The organism is Bradyrhizobium guangzhouense, from assembly GCF_004114955.1.
Classification (GTDB): Bacteria; Pseudomonadota; Alphaproteobacteria; order Rhizobiales; family Xanthobacteraceae; genus Bradyrhizobium; species Bradyrhizobium guangzhouense.
This window is the reverse complement of sequence record NZ_CP030053.1, coordinates 695,238-713,442: the sequence shown is the minus strand read 5'-3', so window position 1 is coordinate 713,442 and position 18,205 is coordinate 695,238. Positions and strand designations below refer to the sequence as shown.

The following is an 18,205-nucleotide window of genomic DNA, read 5'->3' as shown; positions in this document are numbered from 1 at the left end:
CTGATCGCGCTTAGTATGGGCGGAAGGTAGTAGTGCAAATCATTGGCGAGTTTCGCCGCGCATCTCGTTGTCGAAGCTGGTGTCTTGCCCTTGTTTTAAAGCCTGAAATGGACGTTCGGTTTTTTGAAAGTTCTAGGACCCAACCGCTCAGGGCTATCGCATATGATTGCACGATGCGGCGACATCGGCAGTGCGCTCCCTCTCCCGCTTGCGGGAGAGGGTTGGGGAGAGGGTGTCTCCGCAACGGGACAGTCCTCAAGAGGAGAGAACCCTCACCCGCCACGCTCTGCGAGCGTGTCGGCCTCTCCCGCAAGCGGGAGAGGCGGAGCAAGTGAGACGGTACCACGCACATCGATCACGATGATGGCGCTACCACGGATGCAAAACTTTCGAAGAAATTCGCGGCGAGCTTGCGCGACGTCGAATCGATCAGCCGTGAGCCGAGCTGCGCGAGCTTGCCGCCGATCTGCGCCTCGGCCTCGTAGTGAAGGATGGTGACCCCAGGCGATTCTTCTTCCAGCCTGACCTTCGCGCCGCCCTTGGCAAAGCCCGCGACACCGCCGGCGCCTTCGCCGATGATGCGGTAGCCGTTGGGCGCATCGATATCCGTCAGCGTCACCTTGCCGCTGAACGTCGCCTTCACCGGCCCGACCTTCAGCACCACGGTCGCGACCATCTCCGTCGGCGACGCCATCTCGAGCGATTGGCAGCCGGGAATGCAGCGCCTGAGGATGTCGGGATCGTTGAGCGCGGCCCACACATCGGCTTTCGACGCCGGGATCCGCTGACTGTCGTTCATCTGCATCGCTTCCACCCTTTGCTGTTTGCTTGTCCGGCTCGACTAGGGGTGCGCGCGTGCGCGATCAATCGCCAGGAAGTACTAGGGCTGCGTCTGATGTCTCACTCACGCGAGAGACTGTCATTCCGGGGCGCGACAAAGTCGCGAACCCGGAATCCATTCATCCACCGGCTCTGCCGCTCGATGGATTCCGGGCTCCCTCGCTCCGCTCGGGCCCGGAATGACGTTCGAGCGTTGCGACGCCGACGGCCGTTCCACGCCCCCCAAGCCGGCGACGGTTCGCTGCATCGCAGCTAACAAAATCAATGACTTAGACCGCGAATGCCTACTACCAAGATCGCGGTTACAACGGCATGGGCGCGTGCTCCTATTCGCGCAACGAACAAGGCAGCAAAGGGAGAAACGACGCGCGAGGAGCCCGATGTCCAAGGCGTGCTTCGCGCGATGCGGTGAGCACGGCAGCCACCGACGACGCAACCATCGTTCTCGAAAGCTTCTTGCACGGCCACGCCACATCCTGGCGGTGGCGCGGAACATCGTGACCGAATCGCGCGGCTGCGACGACGGTCACAATGACCTTTCGATGACGCGCAGTGACTAAAATCCCAGTTGCAAAGTTCCGTTCGCGCTGTCTCTAATTGGAATAACGACAAACATTCGGGAGGTATCACGTGTCTACAGTCAAACTGACGGTGAACGGCAAGGCCGTTGCCGTCGACGTCGAGGACCGCACGCTGCTGGTCCATCTCTTGCGGGATCACCTCAACCTCACCGGGACCCATGTCGGGTGCGACACCAGCCAGTGCGGCGCCTGCGTCGTGCACATGGACGGCAAGGCCGTGAAATCCTGCACCATGCTGGCCGGCCAGGCCGACGGCGCCAACGTCACCACCATCGAAGGTATCGCCAAGGGCGACGAGCTGCACCCGATGCAGGCCGCCTTCCGCGACAATCACGGCCTGCAGTGCGGCTATTGCACGCCGGGCATGATCATGTCGGCGATCGACATCGTGCACCGTCATGGCGGCCAGCTCGACGAGGCCACGGTCCGTCACGAGCTCGAAGGCAATATCTGCCGCTGCACCGGCTACCATAACATCGTCAAAGCCGTGCTGGATGCGGCCGGACGCATGAAGGTCTCGCAGGCGGCCGAGTAAGGCCCGCCTCGAACGAACGATCACCACTGCAGCTTTCGATGGAAAGCGCAGGCACAGCAATTCCGGTCGGGAGGACCAGACATGGGTGTTGAAGGCATCGGCGCGCGCGTCGTGCGCAAGGAAGACAAGCGTTTCATCACCGGCAAAGGCCGGTACGTCGACGACATCAAATTGCTGGGCATGACCTATGCCCATTTCATCCGCAGCCCGCATGCACACGCCAAGGTGAAGAAGATCGATTCATCCGCGGCGCTGAAGCTGCCGGGCGTGGTTGCCGTTCTCACCGGACAAGAGCTCGTCGACGACAAGGTCGGCAACCTCATCTGCGGCTGGGCCATCACCTCGAAAGACGGCAGCCCGATGAAGATGGGCGCATGGCCGGCGATGGCGCCGGAGACGGTGCGCTTCGTCGGTCAGGCCGTCGCGGTCGTGATCGCCGACAGCAAGAACCTGGCGCGCGACGCGGCGGAAGCTGTGGTCGTCGATTATGAGGAACTCCCTGTCGTCGCCGATGTCCATTCCGCGATCAAGGCCGGCGCACCGCAGCTTCATCCCGAGGCCCCCGGCAACCAGGTCTATGATTGGGTGATCGGCGACGAGGCCGCGACGGATGCGGCCTTCGCCAAGGCCGCGAATGTGGTGAAGATGGATCTCACCAACAACCGGCTGGCGCCGAACCCGATGGAACCACGCTCGGCGGTCGCCAGCTACGACACGGCGGAGGAGCATTACACGCTCTACACGACGTCGCAGAACCCGCATGTCGCCCGGCTCGTGCTGTCCGCGTTCTACAACATCGCGCCCGAGCACAAGCTGCGCGTCATCGCGCCCGACGTCGGCGGCGGCTTCGGCTCCAAGATCTACATCTACCCGGAAGAGATGGTGGCGCTCTGGGCCTCCAAGAAGACCGGCCGCCCGGTGAAATGGACCAGCGACCGCACCGAGGCCTTCCTCACCGACGCGCATGGCCGCGACCACGTCACCCATGCCGAGATGGCGTTCGACGCCAACAACAAGATCACCGGCTTGAAGGTGAAGACCTACGCCAATTTCGGCGCCTACATGTCGCTGTTCTCGTCGGCTGTGCCGACCTATCTCTACGCGACGCTGCTGTCGGGCCAGTACAACATCCCGCAGATCCACGCCGAGGTGATCGGCGTCTACACCAACACCACGCCGGTCGACGCCTATCGCGGCGCGGGCCGTCCCGAGGCAAGCTATCTGGTCGAGCGGATGATGGAGACCGCGGCGCGGCAGCTCAAGGTCGATCCGGCCCAGCTGCGCCGGAACAACTTCATCACCCAGTTCCCGCACCAGACGCCCGTGATCATGGCCTATGACACCGGCGACTTCAACGCCTCACTCGACGCCGCGATGAAGGCGATCGACTATGCCGGCTTCCCCGCGCGCAAGGCGCAGGCGAAGGCTAACGGCAAGCTGCGCGGCATCGGCGTGTCCTGCTACATCGAGGCCTGCGGCATCGCGCCGTCGAAGGCGGTCGGCAGCCTTGGCGCCGGCGTCGGCCTGTGGGAATCGGCGGAAGTGCGCGTCAACCCGGTCGGCACCATCGAGGTCTTGACCGGTTCGCACAGCCACGGCCAGGGCCATGAGACGGTGTTCGCCCAGCTCATTTCGGATCGCCTCGGCATTCCCATCAGCCAGGTCTCGATCGTCCATGGCGACACCGACAAGGTGCAGTTCGGCATGGGCACCTACGGCTCGCGCTCCGCGGCCGTCGGTCTCACCGCCATCCTCAAAGCGGTCGAGAAGGTCGAGACGAAGGCCAAGAAGATCGCCGCGCATGCGCTGGAGGCCTCGGAGGCCGACATCGTCATCGAGAACGGCGAGTTCAAGGTGACGGGCACCGACAAGGCGATCGCGCTGCCGATGGTCGCGCTCGCGGCCTACACCGCACACAATCTGCCTGACGGGATGGAGCCGGGCCTGAAGGAAAGCGCCTTCTACGACCCCTCCAACTTCACCTTCCCGGCCGGCACCTATATCTGCGAGCTCGAGGTCGATGCCGGCACCGGCAAGACCTCCTTCGTCAACTTCGTCGCGGCCGACGATTTCGGCCGGCTGATCAATCCGATGATCGTCGAGGGCCAGGTCCATGGCGGCCTCGTTCAAGGCATCGGGCAGGCATTGCTCGAGCATGCCATCTACGATGCCAACGGCCAGCCGGTCACGGCCTCGTTCATGGACTACGCCATGCCGCGCGCCGACGATGTGCCCTCGTTCAACCTCTCCCACACCACGACGCTGTGCCCGGGCAATCCCTTGGGCATCAAGGGTTGCGGTGAGGCCGGCGCGATCGGCGCCTCCGCGGCCGTGATCAACGCGATCACGGATGCGATCGGCAAGAACAATCTGGAAATGCCCGCGACCCCTGACCGGGTGTGGCGCACGATCCACGCGGCTTAAGAGGGAGGAACGAAGATGTACCAGACAACCTATCATCGCGCTTCCTCGGTGGACGAGGCCGCCAGCCTGTTCGGCAAGAGCAGCGAGGCGAAATTCCTTGCCGGCGGCCAGACGCTGCTGCCGGTGATGAAGCAACGGCTCGCAGGGCCCTCCGATGTCATCGACGTCGCCAAGATCAAGGAATTGATCGGCGTCGAGGCCGCCGGCGACACCCTGACCATCAAGGCCGCCACGCCGCATTACGACGTGGCGACCAGCGATGCCGCGAAGAAGGCGATCCCCGCGCTCGCCTATCTGGCCTCGCTGATCGGCGACCCCGCCGTGCGCTATCGCGGCACGATCGGCGGCTCGATCGCCAACAACGATCCCGCCGCCGACTATCCGGCCGCGCTGCTCGCGCTCGGCGCAACCGTGAAGACCAACAAGCGGTCGATCGCGGCGGAGGACTACTTCAAGGGCCTGTTCGCGACGGCGCTCGAGGACGGCGAGATCATCACCGCCGTCTCGTTCCCGGTTCCGGCCAAAGCGGGCTATGCCAAGATGCGGCACCCGGCCTCGCGCTTCGCTCTCACCGCCGTCTTCGTCGCGCAGACGAAATCGGGCGAGGTCCGCGTCGCCGCGACCGGCGCCTCGCAGAGCGGCGTGATGCGGGTTGGTGCGATCGAGGCCGCGCTGAAGGCAAACTGGTCACCGTCGGCGCTGGACAACGTCAGCATTCCCGCGAGCGGACTATTGGCCGACATCCATGGCACGGCGGAGTACCGCGCCAACCTCGTCAAGGTGATGGCGCAGCGCGCGGTGACTGCCGCGGGCTGACAATCCAGTTCTAGCGACTGAACGCAAATCTTCCGCGGCGCGCAGCAATGCGCGCCGCTTTTTTGATGCGCCCATGCGTGAAAAGCGCTTGCCTCGCCGGCATGAAGGCGAGAAGAGTTAATCAGCCAATTAACTCGTCCCCCGAGAGGAAAGTCGAACCGCGACGGCCTGACATCAGGCCCGCGCACGCGACCCGAGGAAACAACAACGTGCTCGATCAACCGGCCCAAGCAAGATCAGAAGACTCCTCCGTCCGCGCCTCCGGCCCGCTCGCGGGCTTCCGCATCGTCGAATTCGCCGGCATCGGACCCGGCCCGTTCGCCTGCATGCTGCTGGCCGACATGGGCGCCGAAGTCGTCACGCTCGACCGTGTCGGCGCGAAGAAGAGCATGAAGTCGGTGGCGGGACGAGGCCGCAAGCTGATCGAGCTCGACCTCAAGGACAAGGCCGCGATCGCGCAGGTGCTCGACCTGCTCGCCGGCGCCGACGCACTGGTCGAAGGCTTCAGGCCCGGCGTGATGGAGCGGCTCGGGCTCGGCCCCGACGTCGTGCTCGCGCGCAATCCAAAGCTCGTCTACGGCCGCATGACCGGCTGGGGCCAGGAAGGCCCGCTGGCGAACGCCGCCGGCCACGACATCAACTACATCTCGATCACCGGCGCGCTCGCCGCGATCGGCACGAACGAAGCGCCGGTGCCGCCGCTCAACCTGGTCGGTGATTTCGGCGGCGGCGCGCTCTACCTCGTCGTCGGCGTGCTCGCAGCGCTCTTGGAAGCCTCGAAGTCCGGCAAGGGCCAGGTGGTCGATGCCGCGATGTGCGATGGCGCGGCCTCGCTGATGTCGTTCTTCTTCGACATGAAGACGCTGGGGCGCTGGACCGAGGGCCGCAACCGGAATTTCCTCGATGGCGGCGCCCATTTCTACGGCGTCTATGAATGCGCCTGCGGCCACTTCGTCTCGATCGGCTCGATCGAGCCGCAGTTCTACGCCCTGCTGCGCGAGCATGCGGGCCTGACCGATGCAGACTTCGACGCGCAGATGGACCCCAAGGCGTGGCCCGCGCTGAAAGAGAAGCTGAAGGCCGTGTTCAAGAGCAAGACGCGCGAGGACTGGTGCAAAATCATGGAAGGCACCGACATCTGCTTCGCGCCCGTGCTGACGATGTCGGAAGCGACCGCGCATCCGCACATGGTCGCCCGCAACGTCTTCATCGAGCGCCACGGCGTGAAGCAGCCGGCGCCGGCGCCAAGGTTCTCACGCACCCGGTCCACGGTGCGCGAGCCGGAGGTGGCGGAGATCGGGGCGGTGACGAGGGCGTGGGCGGGGCGTTAAGGGCGCTGCAAGACCTCCGCTGTCACATGACACTCCGTCGTCGTCCTGGCGAAGGCCAGGACGACGACTGTGTTTGATGCGGCAGCGTACCCGAGAACGGCCGCGTCCCTACGCTGCCGTCTCCACCTTCAACACGCCGCGGCGGATCTGATCTTCCTCGATCGATTCGAACAGGGCCTTGAAATTGCCCTCGCCGAAGCCGTCGTCGCCCTTGCGCTGGATGAACTCGAAGAAGATCGGGCCGATCGCGTTGGCCGAGAAGATCTGCAGCAGCACCTTGGTCTGGCCGCCGTCGACGACGCCTTCGCCGTCGATCAGGATGCCGTTCTTCTGCAGCCGTGCGACGTCCTCGCCGTGCTTGGGCAGGCGCGCATCGACCTTCTCGAAATAGGTCGCGGGCGGCGACGGCATGAAAGGCAGGCCGGCCGCGCGCAGGCTTTCGATCGTGCCGTGGATCTCGCGGCAGCCGCAGGCGATGTGCTGGATGCCTTCGCCGCGATAGGTCTTCAGATATTCTTCGATCTGGCCGGAATCGCCGGCGTCCTCGTTGATCGGAATCCGGATCTTGCCGTCCGGGCTGGTCAGCGCGCGCGAAAACAGGCCGGAAGCACGGCCTTCGATGTCGAAGAAACGGATCTGGCGGAAGTTGAACAGCTTCTCGTAAAAGCCGGTCCAGACATCCATGCGGCCGCGATGGACGTTGTGGGTGAGGTGATCGAGATAGAACAGGCCGGCGCCGACCGGCCGCGGATCGCGCGCCCCTGACCATTCGAACTCGGCATCATAGGCCGAGCCCTTGGCGCCGTAGCGATCGACGAAATAAAGCAGGCTGCCGCCGATGCCCTTGATCGCAGGCACATCCAGCGCCTTCTGCGCCGATGTCACGCCGGCCGGCTCGGCGCCCAGCGCGAGCGCGCGGTCGTAGGCGGCTTTCGCATCGACCACGCGGAACGCCATCGACGGCGCGCAGGGGCCGTGCGCGGCGACGAACGCAGTGCCGTGGGTGCCGGGCTCCTCGTTGACGAGATAGTTGATGTCGCCCTGGCGATAGACCGTGATCCTCTTGGTCTTGTGGCGCGCGACCGGCGCATAGCCCATCAGCTTGAACAGATCGTGCAGCTCTTGCGGATCGGGATGCGCATATTCGACGAACTCGAACCCGTCGGTGCCCATCGGATTGTCGGCGCTCACAGTGGCCGGCGGTGCATCGTGCGGAAACGGACCCATTGGCGGTTCTCCCAAATTGCTGCTGGGGAGAACTATCCTTCATGGGGCGCGCAATGGGCGTGCAAACGGGACGTGTTTTCGCTATCCTATGCACGATCTGTGCACGAAATGGACAAAAGACGCATGATTGCGGTGGATGCCTTCGACCTCAAGATCCTCGGCGCGCTCCAGGATGACGGCCGCCTCACCAACCAGGAGCTCGCCGAGCTGGCAGGTCTCTCGGCCTCGCAATGCTCGCGGCGGCGGATGCGGCTGGAGGAGGAGAAGGTGATCGCGGGCTATCACGCCGACCTCTCCAGCGAGGCGCTCGGCTTCGGCGTGATCGCCTTCATCCAGGTCGGGCTTGCGACCCACTCGCCGGACAACTCAAAGCGCTTCCGCGCGCTGGTCAACCGCATCGACGAGATCCAGGAGGCTTATTCGCTCACGGGCGACGCCGACTACGTGCTCAAAGCCGTGCTGCGCGACCTCAAAGGTTTGTCCCATCTCGTCAACGACGTCCTGATGCCGCACCAGAGCGTGGCGCATGTGCGTTCCTCGATCGTACTCGACCGTCTCAAGGAGAGCTCGAAGCTGCCGCTGAAGGATTTGAAGGCTGGCTGAAATCGAGGGAACTACGCCATTCGCGCTGCATGCGTGATCTGCGATCATCCCGGCCGGCTTTCGGAGATTCGACCATGGCCCTCCAGCTTCGACCGAACTGCGAATATTGCGACCGCGACCTGCCGCCTGATGCGACGGATGCGCGGATCTGCTCCTATGAATGCACGTTCTGCGCGGATTGCGTCGAGACGAGATTGTCCAACGTCTGCCCGAATTGCGGCGGCGGCTTCGCGCCGCGCCCGATCCGTCCGACGCAGGAATGGCGGCCGGGCGTGTGCACAGCTAAGCAGGCGCCGTCCGACAAGCGGGTGCATCTGAAGTACAGCCTGGAGGATGTCGCCGCGCATTGCGCGCGGGTGCGCGACGTGCCGCCGGAGAGGCGGTAGGTGCGCCATTTGGCGGACCCAAGCGAGCAGGGCTGCAGAAACTGCTGCTTCTATTTCGTCTTCCCCGTCGCGGGATACCACTGCACCATATACCCCTGACCAGGCAGATGGCCGCCTTCGCTTTCGATGGTCTCGAAACTTAGAAGCCCATCGGGCCCGGGCTGCAAATCGGGAAAACCGCCAATTGGCTGAAACTCGTACTCAAAGCCCTCGGCTTTCTCGATAAATATCTTGACTTGATCTATGAAACGGCCGAGCGCGAAATACCAAACGCCATTGTCCATCTCCAACATCCGATACTGATACTCTACGACCGTGGTCAGCGGCGAAATTTGGGACGTCCCCGCAATTCGATTGTTTCGGGTTTTATCTCGTTTCTGCGTTTTTGGCTTCGGCGACATTTTGATAACCGAGAACGCCCGGTCGCGAATATCCTTTGAAGGATGATTTTCGATCCGCGTGTTGGTGGTCGTCCTAAATTCGAAAAGTTCCGCAGGTCCCGGATGAAGCTCAATCTTATAGCGTACGGTAGCGTCGATAAAATCTCCCTCTGGCAGGCTCAGAGACCGGTGCTTGAGTGTTATCTCTGCTTTCCTTCCTGCACGCTTTGAATGAAATGGCTTGAACCGACGCAAGGCGTGGAAGATGTACTTGGAGTTCTGGGATAGCAGCTTCTTTTGAATCAGAAAACGCGCGACTCCATCGGGCCAGTATCTATCGTCCATCGCCCAACAATCACGCTCCTCCATCCACCGTCTATGATGGATAGCACCCTCGCCAGTAGCGCAATTCAGGAGACCGAAATTGAACGCATTTGTGTACCGTGGATTGATCGGCGATCTGCCTGCGTACGCTGATCCGGCTGGAACAAATTTGATATCGCCAAAATTTCCGGAGACTGAACTGAACCTCGGCAAATGCTCATGTCCGTAAAGAACCAGATCGAAGTTGGATGAGATCAGCTGCTCAAGAACAGCTTGTTCGTCTTCGTGCACCCAACTCAAAGGATGGTGCATTACGAGTATCTTGAAGTCAGCGTGCCTCAGTCGAAGGATAGCATCGCGGAGTTGTCTTTCGGTTATGGCAAGCGTTCCGTAATCCCAGTAAGGATGATCGGCAGCTTCGCCCTTAGCACGAATAGCGTGGCGTCCGCAGCAAACCGCCGTATTGACGGTCGCGATACCTAGTTTGCTCGTCCCCCGCTCCAGAATAAACGAATGCACCAAGTCACCATCGGGATACGGCCAGCCATTCTCCTTGGAGAAGCGGTAGAAGTTCTGAAACGGCGAGAGCATCATTGGAGATTTTTTCTTATCGTAGAGCAGATCTCCGAGCTGCTTCTGACGCTCCGGCGCCCTGGACGACAAAAGCTTTTCCCAATCGGGCGGAATTTCGGAAACCTTGTCGCGCTCCAGATCATGGTTTCCCGGCGCAAAAACGAATCTTGCTCGCTCGCCAACAAGCTTTCGAATAGGATCTATCAGGGTCGTCTTGGCGACCGTGTATTCGGTGGTCTTTCCGGAGAAAGCTACGTCGCCGCTAAAGACTACAAGGTCGATGTCCGAGAGTTCAGGGTCGAAGCTACTTCTCGCGCGAATGTCTTCCAGCATCCCTTGCAGCAAAACGCTGCGATCAAAATCAGGAAGGCCTTGATGCCAATCGGAAATGTGCAACCAACTAATGCAACTCCTCGCTTCACGTGAAGAGCCGCCTAAAACACCATTCTTCGCCCTGTTAACTTTTTTCTGCTTGTTAACTTTTTTCTGAGAGTGTTGCTTTGGCACAATTGTAAATCCGCTTGTGAGTATTATTGTGTTAAGAACTGCTTCGCGCGGTTAAACCAGCGCGAGCGGCGGCAATTAAAAGTTGTTTGGAAGGTTCCATGCTCGATATTAGCGGTCAAGTCCTAGGCGAAAAGTAATTAGTTTTAATGGGTTATGTTGCGCCGCGATCGACTCGCGGGCAACGGGTTGCTCAAAGCCCGCTGTGGTATTAAGGCACCTCCACCTCGGTGGTAGTCGTCTGTTTTGAAGATTAGGCTTGCTCCTAAATTAAGGAGCGCATTGATTTATTCGACTCTCGGCGAGCAACTGTATCACTCCGCCGCCAGTATCGTGCCCTCGACCTCGCCGAAGCCGATGCGATAGCCGTTGCCCTGGCACCAGCCGCGCATCACGAGGCTGTCGCCGTCTTCGAGGAACGTACGCCTGGCGCCGCCGGGTAATTCCACCGGCTCGGTGCCGTTCCAGCTGATCTCCAGCAAACTTCCACGCTGGTTCTTCTCCGGGCCGGAGATGGTGCCGCTGCCGAGGAGATCGCCGACATTCATGGCGCAGCCCGAGGAAGCGTGGTGCATCAATTGCTGCACCGAGGACCAGTACATGTATTTGAAATTGGTCCGGCTGATGCCGGCGGGCGCGTTGGCGCCGCCCGCGCGCAAGGAGACGTCGAGCGCGATATCGTAGTTTTGAGGCTTGGCCTGCTTGAGATAATCGAGCGGCGCCGGCTCCTGCGCCGGCCCGTTCAGGCGGAACGGCTCCAGCGCCTCGCGCGTCACCACCCACGGGCTGATCGAGGTCGCGAACGCCTTGGCCAGGAACGGCCCGAGCGGCACGTATTCCCATTGCTGGATATCGCGCGCGCTCCAGTCGTTGAGCAGCACGAAGCCGAAGATCATCTCTTCGGCCTGGGCTTCGGTGAGCATGCCGCTCATAGCTGAGGGTTGGCCGATGACCACACCCATCTCCAGCTCGAAATCGAGCCGCTTGCACGGCGAGAAGCTCGGCACGTCCACGTTCGGCGGCTTCAGCTGCCCGCGCGGCCGCTTCACCTTGGTGCCTGACACCACGACGGTGGATGCGCGTCCGTTATAGGCGATCGGCATGTACAGCCAGTTCGGCTGCAGCGCATTGTCCTTGCCCCGGAACATCACGCCGACATTGGTGGCGTGCTCTTTCGAGGAATAGAAATCGGTATAGCCGGACACCGCGAACGGCAGATGCAGCCTCGCCTCGCGCATCGGCACCAGCGCTTGGCTGCGCAGCTCCTCGTTGTCGCGCAGCTCCGGATGATCTGATCGCAACAGCTCGCTGATCCGTGCCCGGGTCGTCGTCCAGACTTTTGGTCCCAGGGCCATGAAGGGATTGAGCGAGGGCCCGGAGAATACGCCCAGCGGTCCGACACCGAGCCGCGAATCCTGCTCGAGCTCCCAGAGATCGAGGACGTAGTTTCCGATCGCGACGCCCACCCGCGGCGTCGGGTTCGCCGCGGTCGAGAACACACCATAGGGCAGGTTCTGGATCGGGAAGTCGGAGGCGGGATCGACGTCGATGAAGGAGCGGAGGCTGGGGTCGTTGGGGTGGATTGTCACTTTCGGCTCGATTCCTTCTCCCTTCTCCCCCTGTGGGAGAAGGTGGCGCGAAGCGCCGGATGAGGGGTTCTATCCGCGCACTTAATCGTAAGAGGAGTCCTCGCGGAGAGAACCCCTCACCCGTCTCGTCGCTGCGCGACGAGCCACCCTCTCCCACAAGGGGAGAGGGGAAGAGAGTCACGGCCGGTTCGGATCGAACCGCTTCTCCAATCCCTTCCAGCAATCGGCGTAATCGTCCTGCAGCGTCGACGCATTCGCGGCATGCGCGGTGACGCGCTGCGGATAGCGGGTCTCGAACATGAAGGCCATGGTGCCGGTGAGCTTCACCGGCTTCAGCTCGCCGTTGCTGGCGTGCTCGAAGGCGTCGCGGTCGGGGCCATGCGGCAGCATGCAGTTGTGAAGCGACATGCCGCCCGGAACGAAGCCCTGCGGCTTGGCGTCGTAGACGCCGTAGATCAGGCCCATGAACTCGCTCATGATGTTCATGTGATACCAGGGCGGACGGAAGGTGTTGTCGGCCACCATCCAGCGCTCCGGGAAGATCACGAAGTCGATGTTCGCGGTGCCTGCCGTCTCCGACGGCGAGGTCAGCACCGTGAAGATCGAGGGATCGGGATGATCGAAGCCGATGGCGCCTACGGGAGAGAAGGTGCGCAGGTCGTATTTGTACGGCGCGTAATTGCCATGCCAGGCGACGACGTCGATGGGCGAATGCGGCAGCGTGGTCTTGAACAGCGACCCGCCCCATTTCACGTAAAGCTCGGTCGGCGTGTCCTTATCTTCGTAGTTCGCGACCGGCGTGAGAAAATCGCGCGCATTGGCGAGACAATTGGCACCGATCGGCCCACGCTCCGGCAGCGTGAAGGCGCCGCCGTAGTTCTCGCAGAGATAGCCGCGCGCCGGCCCGTTCGGGATCTCGACGCGGAATTTGACGCCGCGCGGGATCACCACGATCTCACCGGGCTCGGCATCGATGCGGCCGAACTCGGTGACGATGCGCAAGACCCCCTGCTGCAGCACGAACATCAGCTCGCCGTCGGCATTATAGAAGTGCTGGTCCACCATCGATTTGGTGATGAGGTAGACATGAGCGGCCATGCCGGCCTGCGTATTGACGTCGCCGGCCGTCGTCATGGTCTGCACGCCCTGAAGGAAGGTGACCTCCTCCTGCGGCAGCGGCGTCGGGTCCCAGCGCAACTGTGCAATCGGCAGATCGTATTCATGGCACGGCGCCGAGCGCCACAGGCCGCCATCGACCTTCTCGAAGCGACCGGAATGCTTCACCGAGGGGCGGATGCGATAGAGCCAGGAGCGCTCATTGGTGCCGCGCGGCGCGGTGAAGGGAGAGCCCGAGAGCTGCTCGGCATAGAGGCCGTAGGCGCAGCGCTGCGGCGAGTTGCGCCCAATCGGCAGTGCGCCCGGCAGTGCCTCGGTCTCGAAGCTATTGCCGAACCCGGACATGTAGCCTGGCGTCACCTGCGCCGAGCTGCGGATGATCTGATCAGGCGAGGTATTGATGTTCATGACGCTCCTCCTCCTTGCAAGGCCGCCCACATCTCCTGGTCGCGCTTGTCGGTCCAGATCACGGGGTCATCGATCCCCGACGCCTCGTCATAGGCGCGCGAGACGTTGAACGGCAGGCAGTGCTCGTAGATGGCGAAGCTCGAGAATTTCGGATCCATGACCTCGCGCGTCGCCGCCATCGATTCCTTCAGCGTGCGGCCCTTGGCGACCGAGATTTCGGCGGCGCCGTAGAGCGAGGTGACGAAGTCGCGCGTCATCGCGATGGCTTCGCGCACGGTGCTGGCGCCCTTCAGCGCATCGCCGCGGCCCGGCGCGATCGCCTTGGGATTGAAGTTGCGGATCTCGTTCAGCGTCAGCGGCCATTCGCGCAAATGCGCATCGCCGCAATAGCAGGCCGAGTGGTATTCGATGAGGTCGCCCGAGAACATCACCTCGGCGTCCGGTACCCAGGCTACGATGTCGCCGGAGGTATGGCCGGCCCCTAACTGCATCAGCCGCACCTCGCGTTTGCCGAGATAGATCGACATCTCGCCTTCGAAGGTCAGCGTCGGCCAGGTCAGGCCGGGAATGCTTTGCGCATCCTGGAACAGGCGCGGGAAACGGCCGTACTCGGAATCCCAATCCTGCTTGCCGCGCTCCTCGATCAGCCGGTAAGTCTCCTGCGAGGCGACGATGCCCTGCGCCTTGTAGGCGGAGGCGCCCAGCACGCGGACGGCGTGATAGTGCGACAGCACGACATATTTGATCGGCTTGTCCGTCACCTTGCGCACGCGTTCGATCACCTTGTTCGCCATCGCCGGCGTTGCCTGCGCGTCGAACACCAGGCAGCCATCGTCGCCGACGATGACAGCCGTGTTCGGGTCGCCCTCGGCGGTGAAGGCATAGAGATCGGAGCCGATCTCGGAGAAGGTGATTGTCTTCTCGGAGAGATCGCCGGTGGATGCGAAATTCTTCGCCATCAATTCATCCTTACGTCTTTTGCTTCAAGTTTTCGGCTATTGTTGTTGCTGTTGTTGCTGCTGGCCGTCGATCATGCGGCGTTTCGCCAGCACGAGCGCCTCCCGCAGCACGTCGATGTCGCCGATATGGTTGGCGAGGATCAACACCAGCGCCGCGTCGAAATCCGCGCTCTGCTCCTCGGTGAGACCGCGATGCGCCTCGACGATGGCGCGAAAGGCGTCATCGGGCCGCGCGAAGTTCGAGCTGGTGGACAATGCCATGCGAAACCTCAATTCAGACCGGCGGCCTGCGACAGCGCGGCGGCAACGCCAGCGCGCGTCGGATGACGGAACCGCGCGGCAACATAACCATCCGGCCTGAGCAAATAGGCAGAGCCTGGCTCGGCGTCATAGCGCTTCGCAACAAGGCCCTGGGAATCGGCCAGTCCGCCTTCGCCGCTGATCCTGATATGCTTCAGGCCATCTGGCGTATCGATCGCTGCGCCATTGCCAAACGAGAGCAGGGTGAAGTCCGTTCCACCCGTGCGGAACACATCCGTCAGATAGGCCTGCTCGCCCGCGCGGGTCGCCATGGGCGCATCGAGCATGGAACAGCCCGGCGATGGTCCGCCGCGCCAGGCATCAGCATCGCGCGATGACAGCGGCGAATCATAGCTGCACGGCACCGAAAGCCGGCCGCCATTGACCATGCGCTTGCCGAACTCGGTCTCCTTGGCGAGCGACAGCACCGCCTGTCGCAACCGCGCCTCCTGATGCGAGTTCGGCGCCATGAAGTCGGTCGAGCGGGTGGATTCGCGGATGTTCTCGTCGGCCGCCAGGCTGCGCTCGACATGGTAGCTCTCGAGCAGGCTCGCGGGCGAGGTCCCGCGCAATACACGGTCGAGCTTCCAGGAGAGGTTCTCGGCATCTTCGAGCCCCGAGTTCGCGCCACGCGCGCCGAAGGGTGAAACCTGATGCGCGGAATCGCCGGCAAAGATCACGCGACCATGGATGAAGCGATCCATCCGCCGGCACTGGAATTTGTAGAGCGAGATCCACTCGAACTCGAACTTGTCGTGGCCGAGCATGCGCGCGATTCGCGGACGCACATTCTCGGGCTTCTTCTCGACTGTAGGATCGGCGTAGCGATTGAGCTGCAGATCGATGCGCCAGACATCATCGGGCTGCTTGTGTAGCAGCGCCGACCGTCCCGCGTGGAACGGCGGATCGAACCAGAACCAGCGCTCGGTCGGGAATTCCGCTGACATCTTGACGTCGGCGATCAGGAACTGGTCCTCGAACACCTGCCCGCCAAACTCCGCACCGACCATCTGTCGCAGCGAGGAGCGCGCGCCGTCGCAGGCGACGACATATTGCGCGTGCAGGCGATAGGTCCCCTCGGGGGTCTCGATCGTCAACAGCGCGGAATCATTACGCTGCTCGAGCGCCGTCACCTTGTTGCGCCAGCGCAGGTCGATCCCGGGCAGATCGCTGATGCGATCGACCAGATAGGCCTCGGCGTAATATTGCTGGAGGTTGATGAAGGCCGGCCGCTTGTGACCGTCCTCCGGCAGCAGATTGAACTGATAGAGCTGGGATTCGCCGTGAAAGATGCGGCCGACGCTCCACACCACGCCCTTGTCGACCATGCGGTCGGCGACGCCGAGCCGGTCCCAATATTCCAGCGAGCGCTTCGAGAAGCAGATCGCGCGCGAGCCCTCGCCGATGCGGTCGGCATCATCAAGCAGAACGACGCGCTGGCCGCGCTGGGCCAGATCGATGGCGAGCGACAACCCGACCGGGCCCGCGCCGACAACCACGACGGGGTGCTCGGCCGGACTTTGGCCGGGACGATCCTGGTCGGGGCTGCGGCGATAGCCGAACTGGGTTTTGGCCTGATGCGTATTGGCAGGAGCCATACACTAACCTCGGCTCTGGTCAGGAGAGCACTGATCTGCTAGATAGTCTCACGTGCAACTATTTTGGACCGGAGCCGGCCGGCCGTCAACTGGAATTCGGAGCGTTTCCTTGGCAAGGACATCAAGCGACATCGCGCTGAAGACGAGGGAAGCCGGCGAGGCTTCGCCACGGCCGAGATCACGGCTCGATCTGTTCAAGTTCGTGCCGTTCCGCCTCAACCGGCTCGCGGCGGAAGTCAGCTCCGCACTCGCAGTGGAATATCAGGAACGTCACGGCCTCGACATCCCGGCCTGGCGGGTGATCGCAACGCTTGGCTTCCGGAACGATGCCTGCAGCGCGCAGTTCATCTCGCAATGCACCCGCACGCATAAATCGACGATCAGCCGCGCGGTGACCGCGCTGTTACAAGGCGGCCTCATCGAGCGGGTCGAGAACGAAGCCGACCGCCGCGAATTCCGCCTGCAGCTGACAAAGAAGGGCCGCGCGCTTTATGAGGAGCTGTTCCCGCAATTGCTGCGGCGAGAAGACGAGATTTTGGCGTGCCTTTCTGCGCAGGAGCGCAAGCAGCTCTCGGCCCTGCTCGGCAAGATCGAGGAGAGCCTCGATCTGATCCAGACCAGCGAAGAAGCCGATGCGAAGCAGGCTTATTAACGCCTCTGTCATTCCGGGGCGCCGCGAAGCGGCGAGCCCGGAATCCATCGCGCCACCGGTTACGTCGATCAATGGATTCCGGGCTCGCGCTGCGCGCGCCCCGGAATGACAAGTCCTATTTCGCAAACGACCGCGACGGTGGCAGATGCAGCGCCCAGGCGTCGACCTTGTCGCTCGCACGTGGATAGATCTCCGTCACGACGGGATCGTGGCCGGGAATGTAGCGATCGGGATGGCCGGCAAGGCGTTCGATCGTCTCCCAGCCGACCGCCATGTCGCCGACATTGTAGACGATCGGGAATGGGCTCCTGCGCTGCAGATTGGCGTAGTAATGCGCGGCATCGGAGGCCAGCACGACAGGCCCGCGCGCGGTCTCGACCTTGACGACCTGCAAGCCGTCTGAATGGCCGCCGACGCGGTGCACGGAGACGCCCGGCGCGACCTCGCCGTCGCCGGAATGGAAGGTGACGCGCTCGCCATAGACATGGCGCACCATCTGGGTGACGTGCTCGACCGAGAACGGATGACGCAGCAGTCCGTTGCACATGCAACGGCCCGTGGCGTAGGCCATCTCGCGCTCCTGGAGATGGAAGCGCGCGTGTGGGAAGCGATCGAGATTGCCGGCGTGGTCGTAGTGCAGATGTGTCACGATGATGTCGCGAATGCTCGACGCGGCGACGCCGAAGCGCTCCAGCGCATCCACCGGATTGAGCGTCAGTTTTCGCGCGCGCAAACCGGCCTCCTCGGCATTGAAGCCGGTATCGACCAGGATATCGCGGCCCTGGCCGCGGATCAGCCAAACGAAATAGTCGAGATCCTGCGCCGCGCTGTCATGCGGGTCGGGCGCAAGAAAATTCATGCTGGGCGTGCGCGGCGACATCGTCGCATAGCGCAGGGCGTAGATTTCGTGGGCGTTTCCCTCTGGCTTGCTCATGGCTCTGATGCCGGCTTTTGATTTTTTGAGTGGACCTTGGCGCACCAAGCCATCGCCGGCCGCAAAGGTCAAACCTCGCGGGTCGCAGCGAACCCGATGGCAATGTGAGACCAATCACATTTTCG

The 18,205-nt window shown here is 62.6% G+C and carries 16 protein-coding genes; 7 read left to right on the top strand and 9 right to left on the bottom strand.

Annotated elements, in window-relative coordinates; all coding sequences use genetic code 11:
- Positions 1–355: 355 nt before the first annotated feature.
- A complete protein-coding gene (locus XH91_RS03460; RefSeq protein ID WP_128949285.1) occupies positions 356–805 on the bottom strand; it encodes an SRPBCC family protein in 450 nt (149 codons plus the stop codon).
- A gap of 665 nt (positions 806–1,470) precedes the next feature.
- Here XH91_RS03460 and XH91_RS03455 point away from each other — a divergent pair.
- The 4 genes from XH91_RS03455 to XH91_RS03440 all read left to right on the top strand — a co-directional run bounded on the left by XH91_RS03455 (position 1,471) and on the right by XH91_RS03440 (position 6,527).
- Positions 1,471–1,956 (top strand): (2Fe-2S)-binding protein, encoded by a 486-nt coding sequence (locus tag XH91_RS03455; RefSeq protein WP_128949284.1) that lies wholly within the window; start codon positions 1,471–1,473, stop codon positions 1,954–1,956.
- Between the two features lie 81 nt (positions 1,957–2,037).
- Positions 2,038–4,380 carry a xanthine dehydrogenase family protein molybdopterin-binding subunit gene (locus tag XH91_RS03450; RefSeq protein ID WP_128949283.1) on the top strand — a complete coding sequence of 781 codons (2,343 nt, stop codon included), beginning with the start codon at positions 2,038–2,040 and terminating at the stop codon, positions 4,378–4,380.
- A 15-nt stretch (positions 4,381–4,395) separates the two neighbouring features.
- A complete protein-coding gene (locus XH91_RS03445; RefSeq protein WP_128949282.1) occupies positions 4,396–5,196 on the top strand; it encodes an FAD binding domain-containing protein in 801 nt (266 codons plus the stop codon).
- 209 nt (positions 5,197–5,405) lie between these two features.
- Positions 5,406–6,527: a CaiB/BaiF CoA transferase family protein gene (locus XH91_RS03440; protein ID WP_128949281.1), complete on the top strand. Its 1,122-nt coding sequence runs from the start codon at positions 5,406–5,408 to the stop codon at positions 6,525–6,527.
- Positions 6,528–6,635: 108 nt separating this feature from the next.
- Here the strand turns inward: XH91_RS03440 and hppD are convergent, their stop codons facing one another.
- On the bottom strand, positions 6,636–7,754 hold the full coding sequence (hppD, locus tag XH91_RS03435; RefSeq protein ID WP_128949280.1) for a 4-hydroxyphenylpyruvate dioxygenase: 1,119 nt from the start codon (positions 7,752–7,754) through the stop codon (positions 6,636–6,638).
- 123 nt (positions 7,755–7,877) lie between these two features.
- Between hppD and XH91_RS03430 the strand changes: the two genes are divergently transcribed.
- Together XH91_RS03430 and XH91_RS03425 are read left to right on the top strand one after the other, a co-directional pair.
- Positions 7,878–8,357, top strand: coding sequence for an Lrp/AsnC family transcriptional regulator (locus tag XH91_RS03430; RefSeq protein ID WP_164933889.1), 480 nt, complete (start codon positions 7,878–7,880; stop codon positions 8,355–8,357).
- A 74-nt stretch (positions 8,358–8,431) separates the two neighbouring features.
- The gene (locus XH91_RS03425; protein ID WP_128949278.1) at positions 8,432–8,743 is read left to right on the top strand and encodes a DUF1272 domain-containing protein; all 312 of its coding nucleotides are present in this window, start codon (positions 8,432–8,434) and stop codon (positions 8,741–8,743) included.
- A gap of 50 nt (positions 8,744–8,793) precedes the next feature.
- On the opposite strand, the gene XH91_RS03420 is transcribed toward XH91_RS03425, so the two are convergent.
- From XH91_RS03420 to XH91_RS03395, 6 genes are all read right to left on the bottom strand, one after another.
- Positions 8,794–10,527, bottom strand: coding sequence for a metallophosphoesterase family protein (locus XH91_RS03420; protein WP_164933890.1), 1,734 nt, complete (start codon positions 10,525–10,527; stop codon positions 8,794–8,796).
- Positions 10,528–10,838: 311 nt separating this feature from the next.
- Entirely contained in the window at positions 10,839–12,113 is a 1,275-nt protein-coding gene (gene fahA, locus XH91_RS03415) for a fumarylacetoacetase (protein WP_164933891.1), read from the bottom strand.
- Positions 12,114–12,290: 177 nt separating this feature from the next.
- A complete protein-coding gene (gene hmgA, locus XH91_RS03410; RefSeq protein ID WP_164933892.1) occupies positions 12,291–13,637 on the bottom strand; it encodes a homogentisate 1,2-dioxygenase in 1,347 nt (448 codons plus the stop codon).
- On the bottom strand, positions 13,634–14,596 hold the full coding sequence (locus tag XH91_RS03405; protein WP_128949275.1) for an MBL fold metallo-hydrolase: 963 nt from the start codon (positions 14,594–14,596) through the stop codon (positions 13,634–13,636). The genes hmgA and XH91_RS03405 overlap by 4 nt, the downstream gene beginning before the upstream one ends.
- Positions 14,597–14,632: 36 nt before the next feature.
- Positions 14,633–14,857: a DUF2783 domain-containing protein gene (locus XH91_RS03400; RefSeq protein WP_128949274.1), complete on the bottom strand. Its 225-nt coding sequence runs from the start codon at positions 14,855–14,857 to the stop codon at positions 14,633–14,635.
- A gap of 8 nt (positions 14,858–14,865) precedes the next feature.
- Positions 14,866–16,494 carry an FAD-dependent oxidoreductase gene (locus XH91_RS03395; protein ID WP_128949273.1) on the bottom strand — a complete coding sequence of 543 codons (1,629 nt, stop codon included), beginning with the start codon at positions 16,492–16,494 and terminating at the stop codon, positions 14,866–14,868.
- A gap of 109 nt (positions 16,495–16,603) precedes the next feature.
- Between XH91_RS03395 and XH91_RS03390 the strand changes: the two genes are divergently transcribed.
- A complete protein-coding gene (locus tag XH91_RS03390) occupies positions 16,604–17,146 on the top strand; it encodes a MarR family winged helix-turn-helix transcriptional regulator (RefSeq protein ID WP_128949272.1) in 543 nt (180 codons plus the stop codon).
- Positions 17,147–17,261: 115 nt separating this feature from the next.
- Here XH91_RS03390 and XH91_RS03380 read toward each other — a convergent pair whose 3' ends face one another.
- Entirely contained in the window at positions 17,262–18,080 is an 819-nt protein-coding gene (locus XH91_RS03380) for an N-acyl homoserine lactonase family protein (protein ID WP_128949270.1), read from the bottom strand.
- Between the last annotated feature and the right edge of the window lie 125 nt (positions 18,081–18,205).

Excerpts from the sequence above, each read along its gene's own strand:
- XH91_RS03460 (WP_128949285.1), bottom strand. The coding sequence starts at position 805 with ATGCAGATGAACGACAGTCAGCGGATCCCGGCGTCGAAAGCCGATGTG.
- XH91_RS03405 (WP_128949275.1), bottom strand. The coding sequence starts at position 14,596 with ATGGCGAAGAATTTCGCATCCACCGGCGATCTCTCCGAGAAGACAATC.
- XH91_RS03450 (WP_128949283.1), top strand. The coding sequence starts at position 2,038 with ATGGGTGTTGAAGGCATCGGCGCGCGCGTCGTGCGCAAGGAAGACAAG.
- XH91_RS03445 (WP_128949282.1), top strand. The coding sequence starts at position 4,396 with ATGTACCAGACAACCTATCATCGCGCTTCCTCGGTGGACGAGGCCGCC.
- XH91_RS03380 (WP_128949270.1), bottom strand. The coding sequence starts at position 18,080 with ATGAGCAAGCCAGAGGGAAACGCCCACGAAATCTACGCCCTGCGCTAT.
- XH91_RS03430 (WP_164933889.1), top strand. The coding sequence starts at position 7,878 with ATGATTGCGGTGGATGCCTTCGACCTCAAGATCCTCGGCGCGCTCCAG.
- XH91_RS03395 (WP_128949273.1), bottom strand. The coding sequence starts at position 16,494 with ATGGCTCCTGCCAATACGCATCAGGCCAAAACCCAGTTCGGCTATCGC.
- hmgA (WP_164933892.1), bottom strand. The coding sequence starts at position 13,637 with ATGAACATCAATACCTCGCCTGATCAGATCATCCGCAGCTCGGCGCAG.
- hppD (WP_128949280.1), bottom strand. The coding sequence starts at position 7,754 with ATGGGTCCGTTTCCGCACGATGCACCGCCGGCCACTGTGAGCGCCGAC.
- XH91_RS03400 (WP_128949274.1), bottom strand. The coding sequence starts at position 14,857 with ATGGCATTGTCCACCAGCTCGAACTTCGCGCGGCCCGATGACGCCTTT.
- XH91_RS03425 (WP_128949278.1), top strand. The coding sequence starts at position 8,432 with ATGGCCCTCCAGCTTCGACCGAACTGCGAATATTGCGACCGCGACCTG.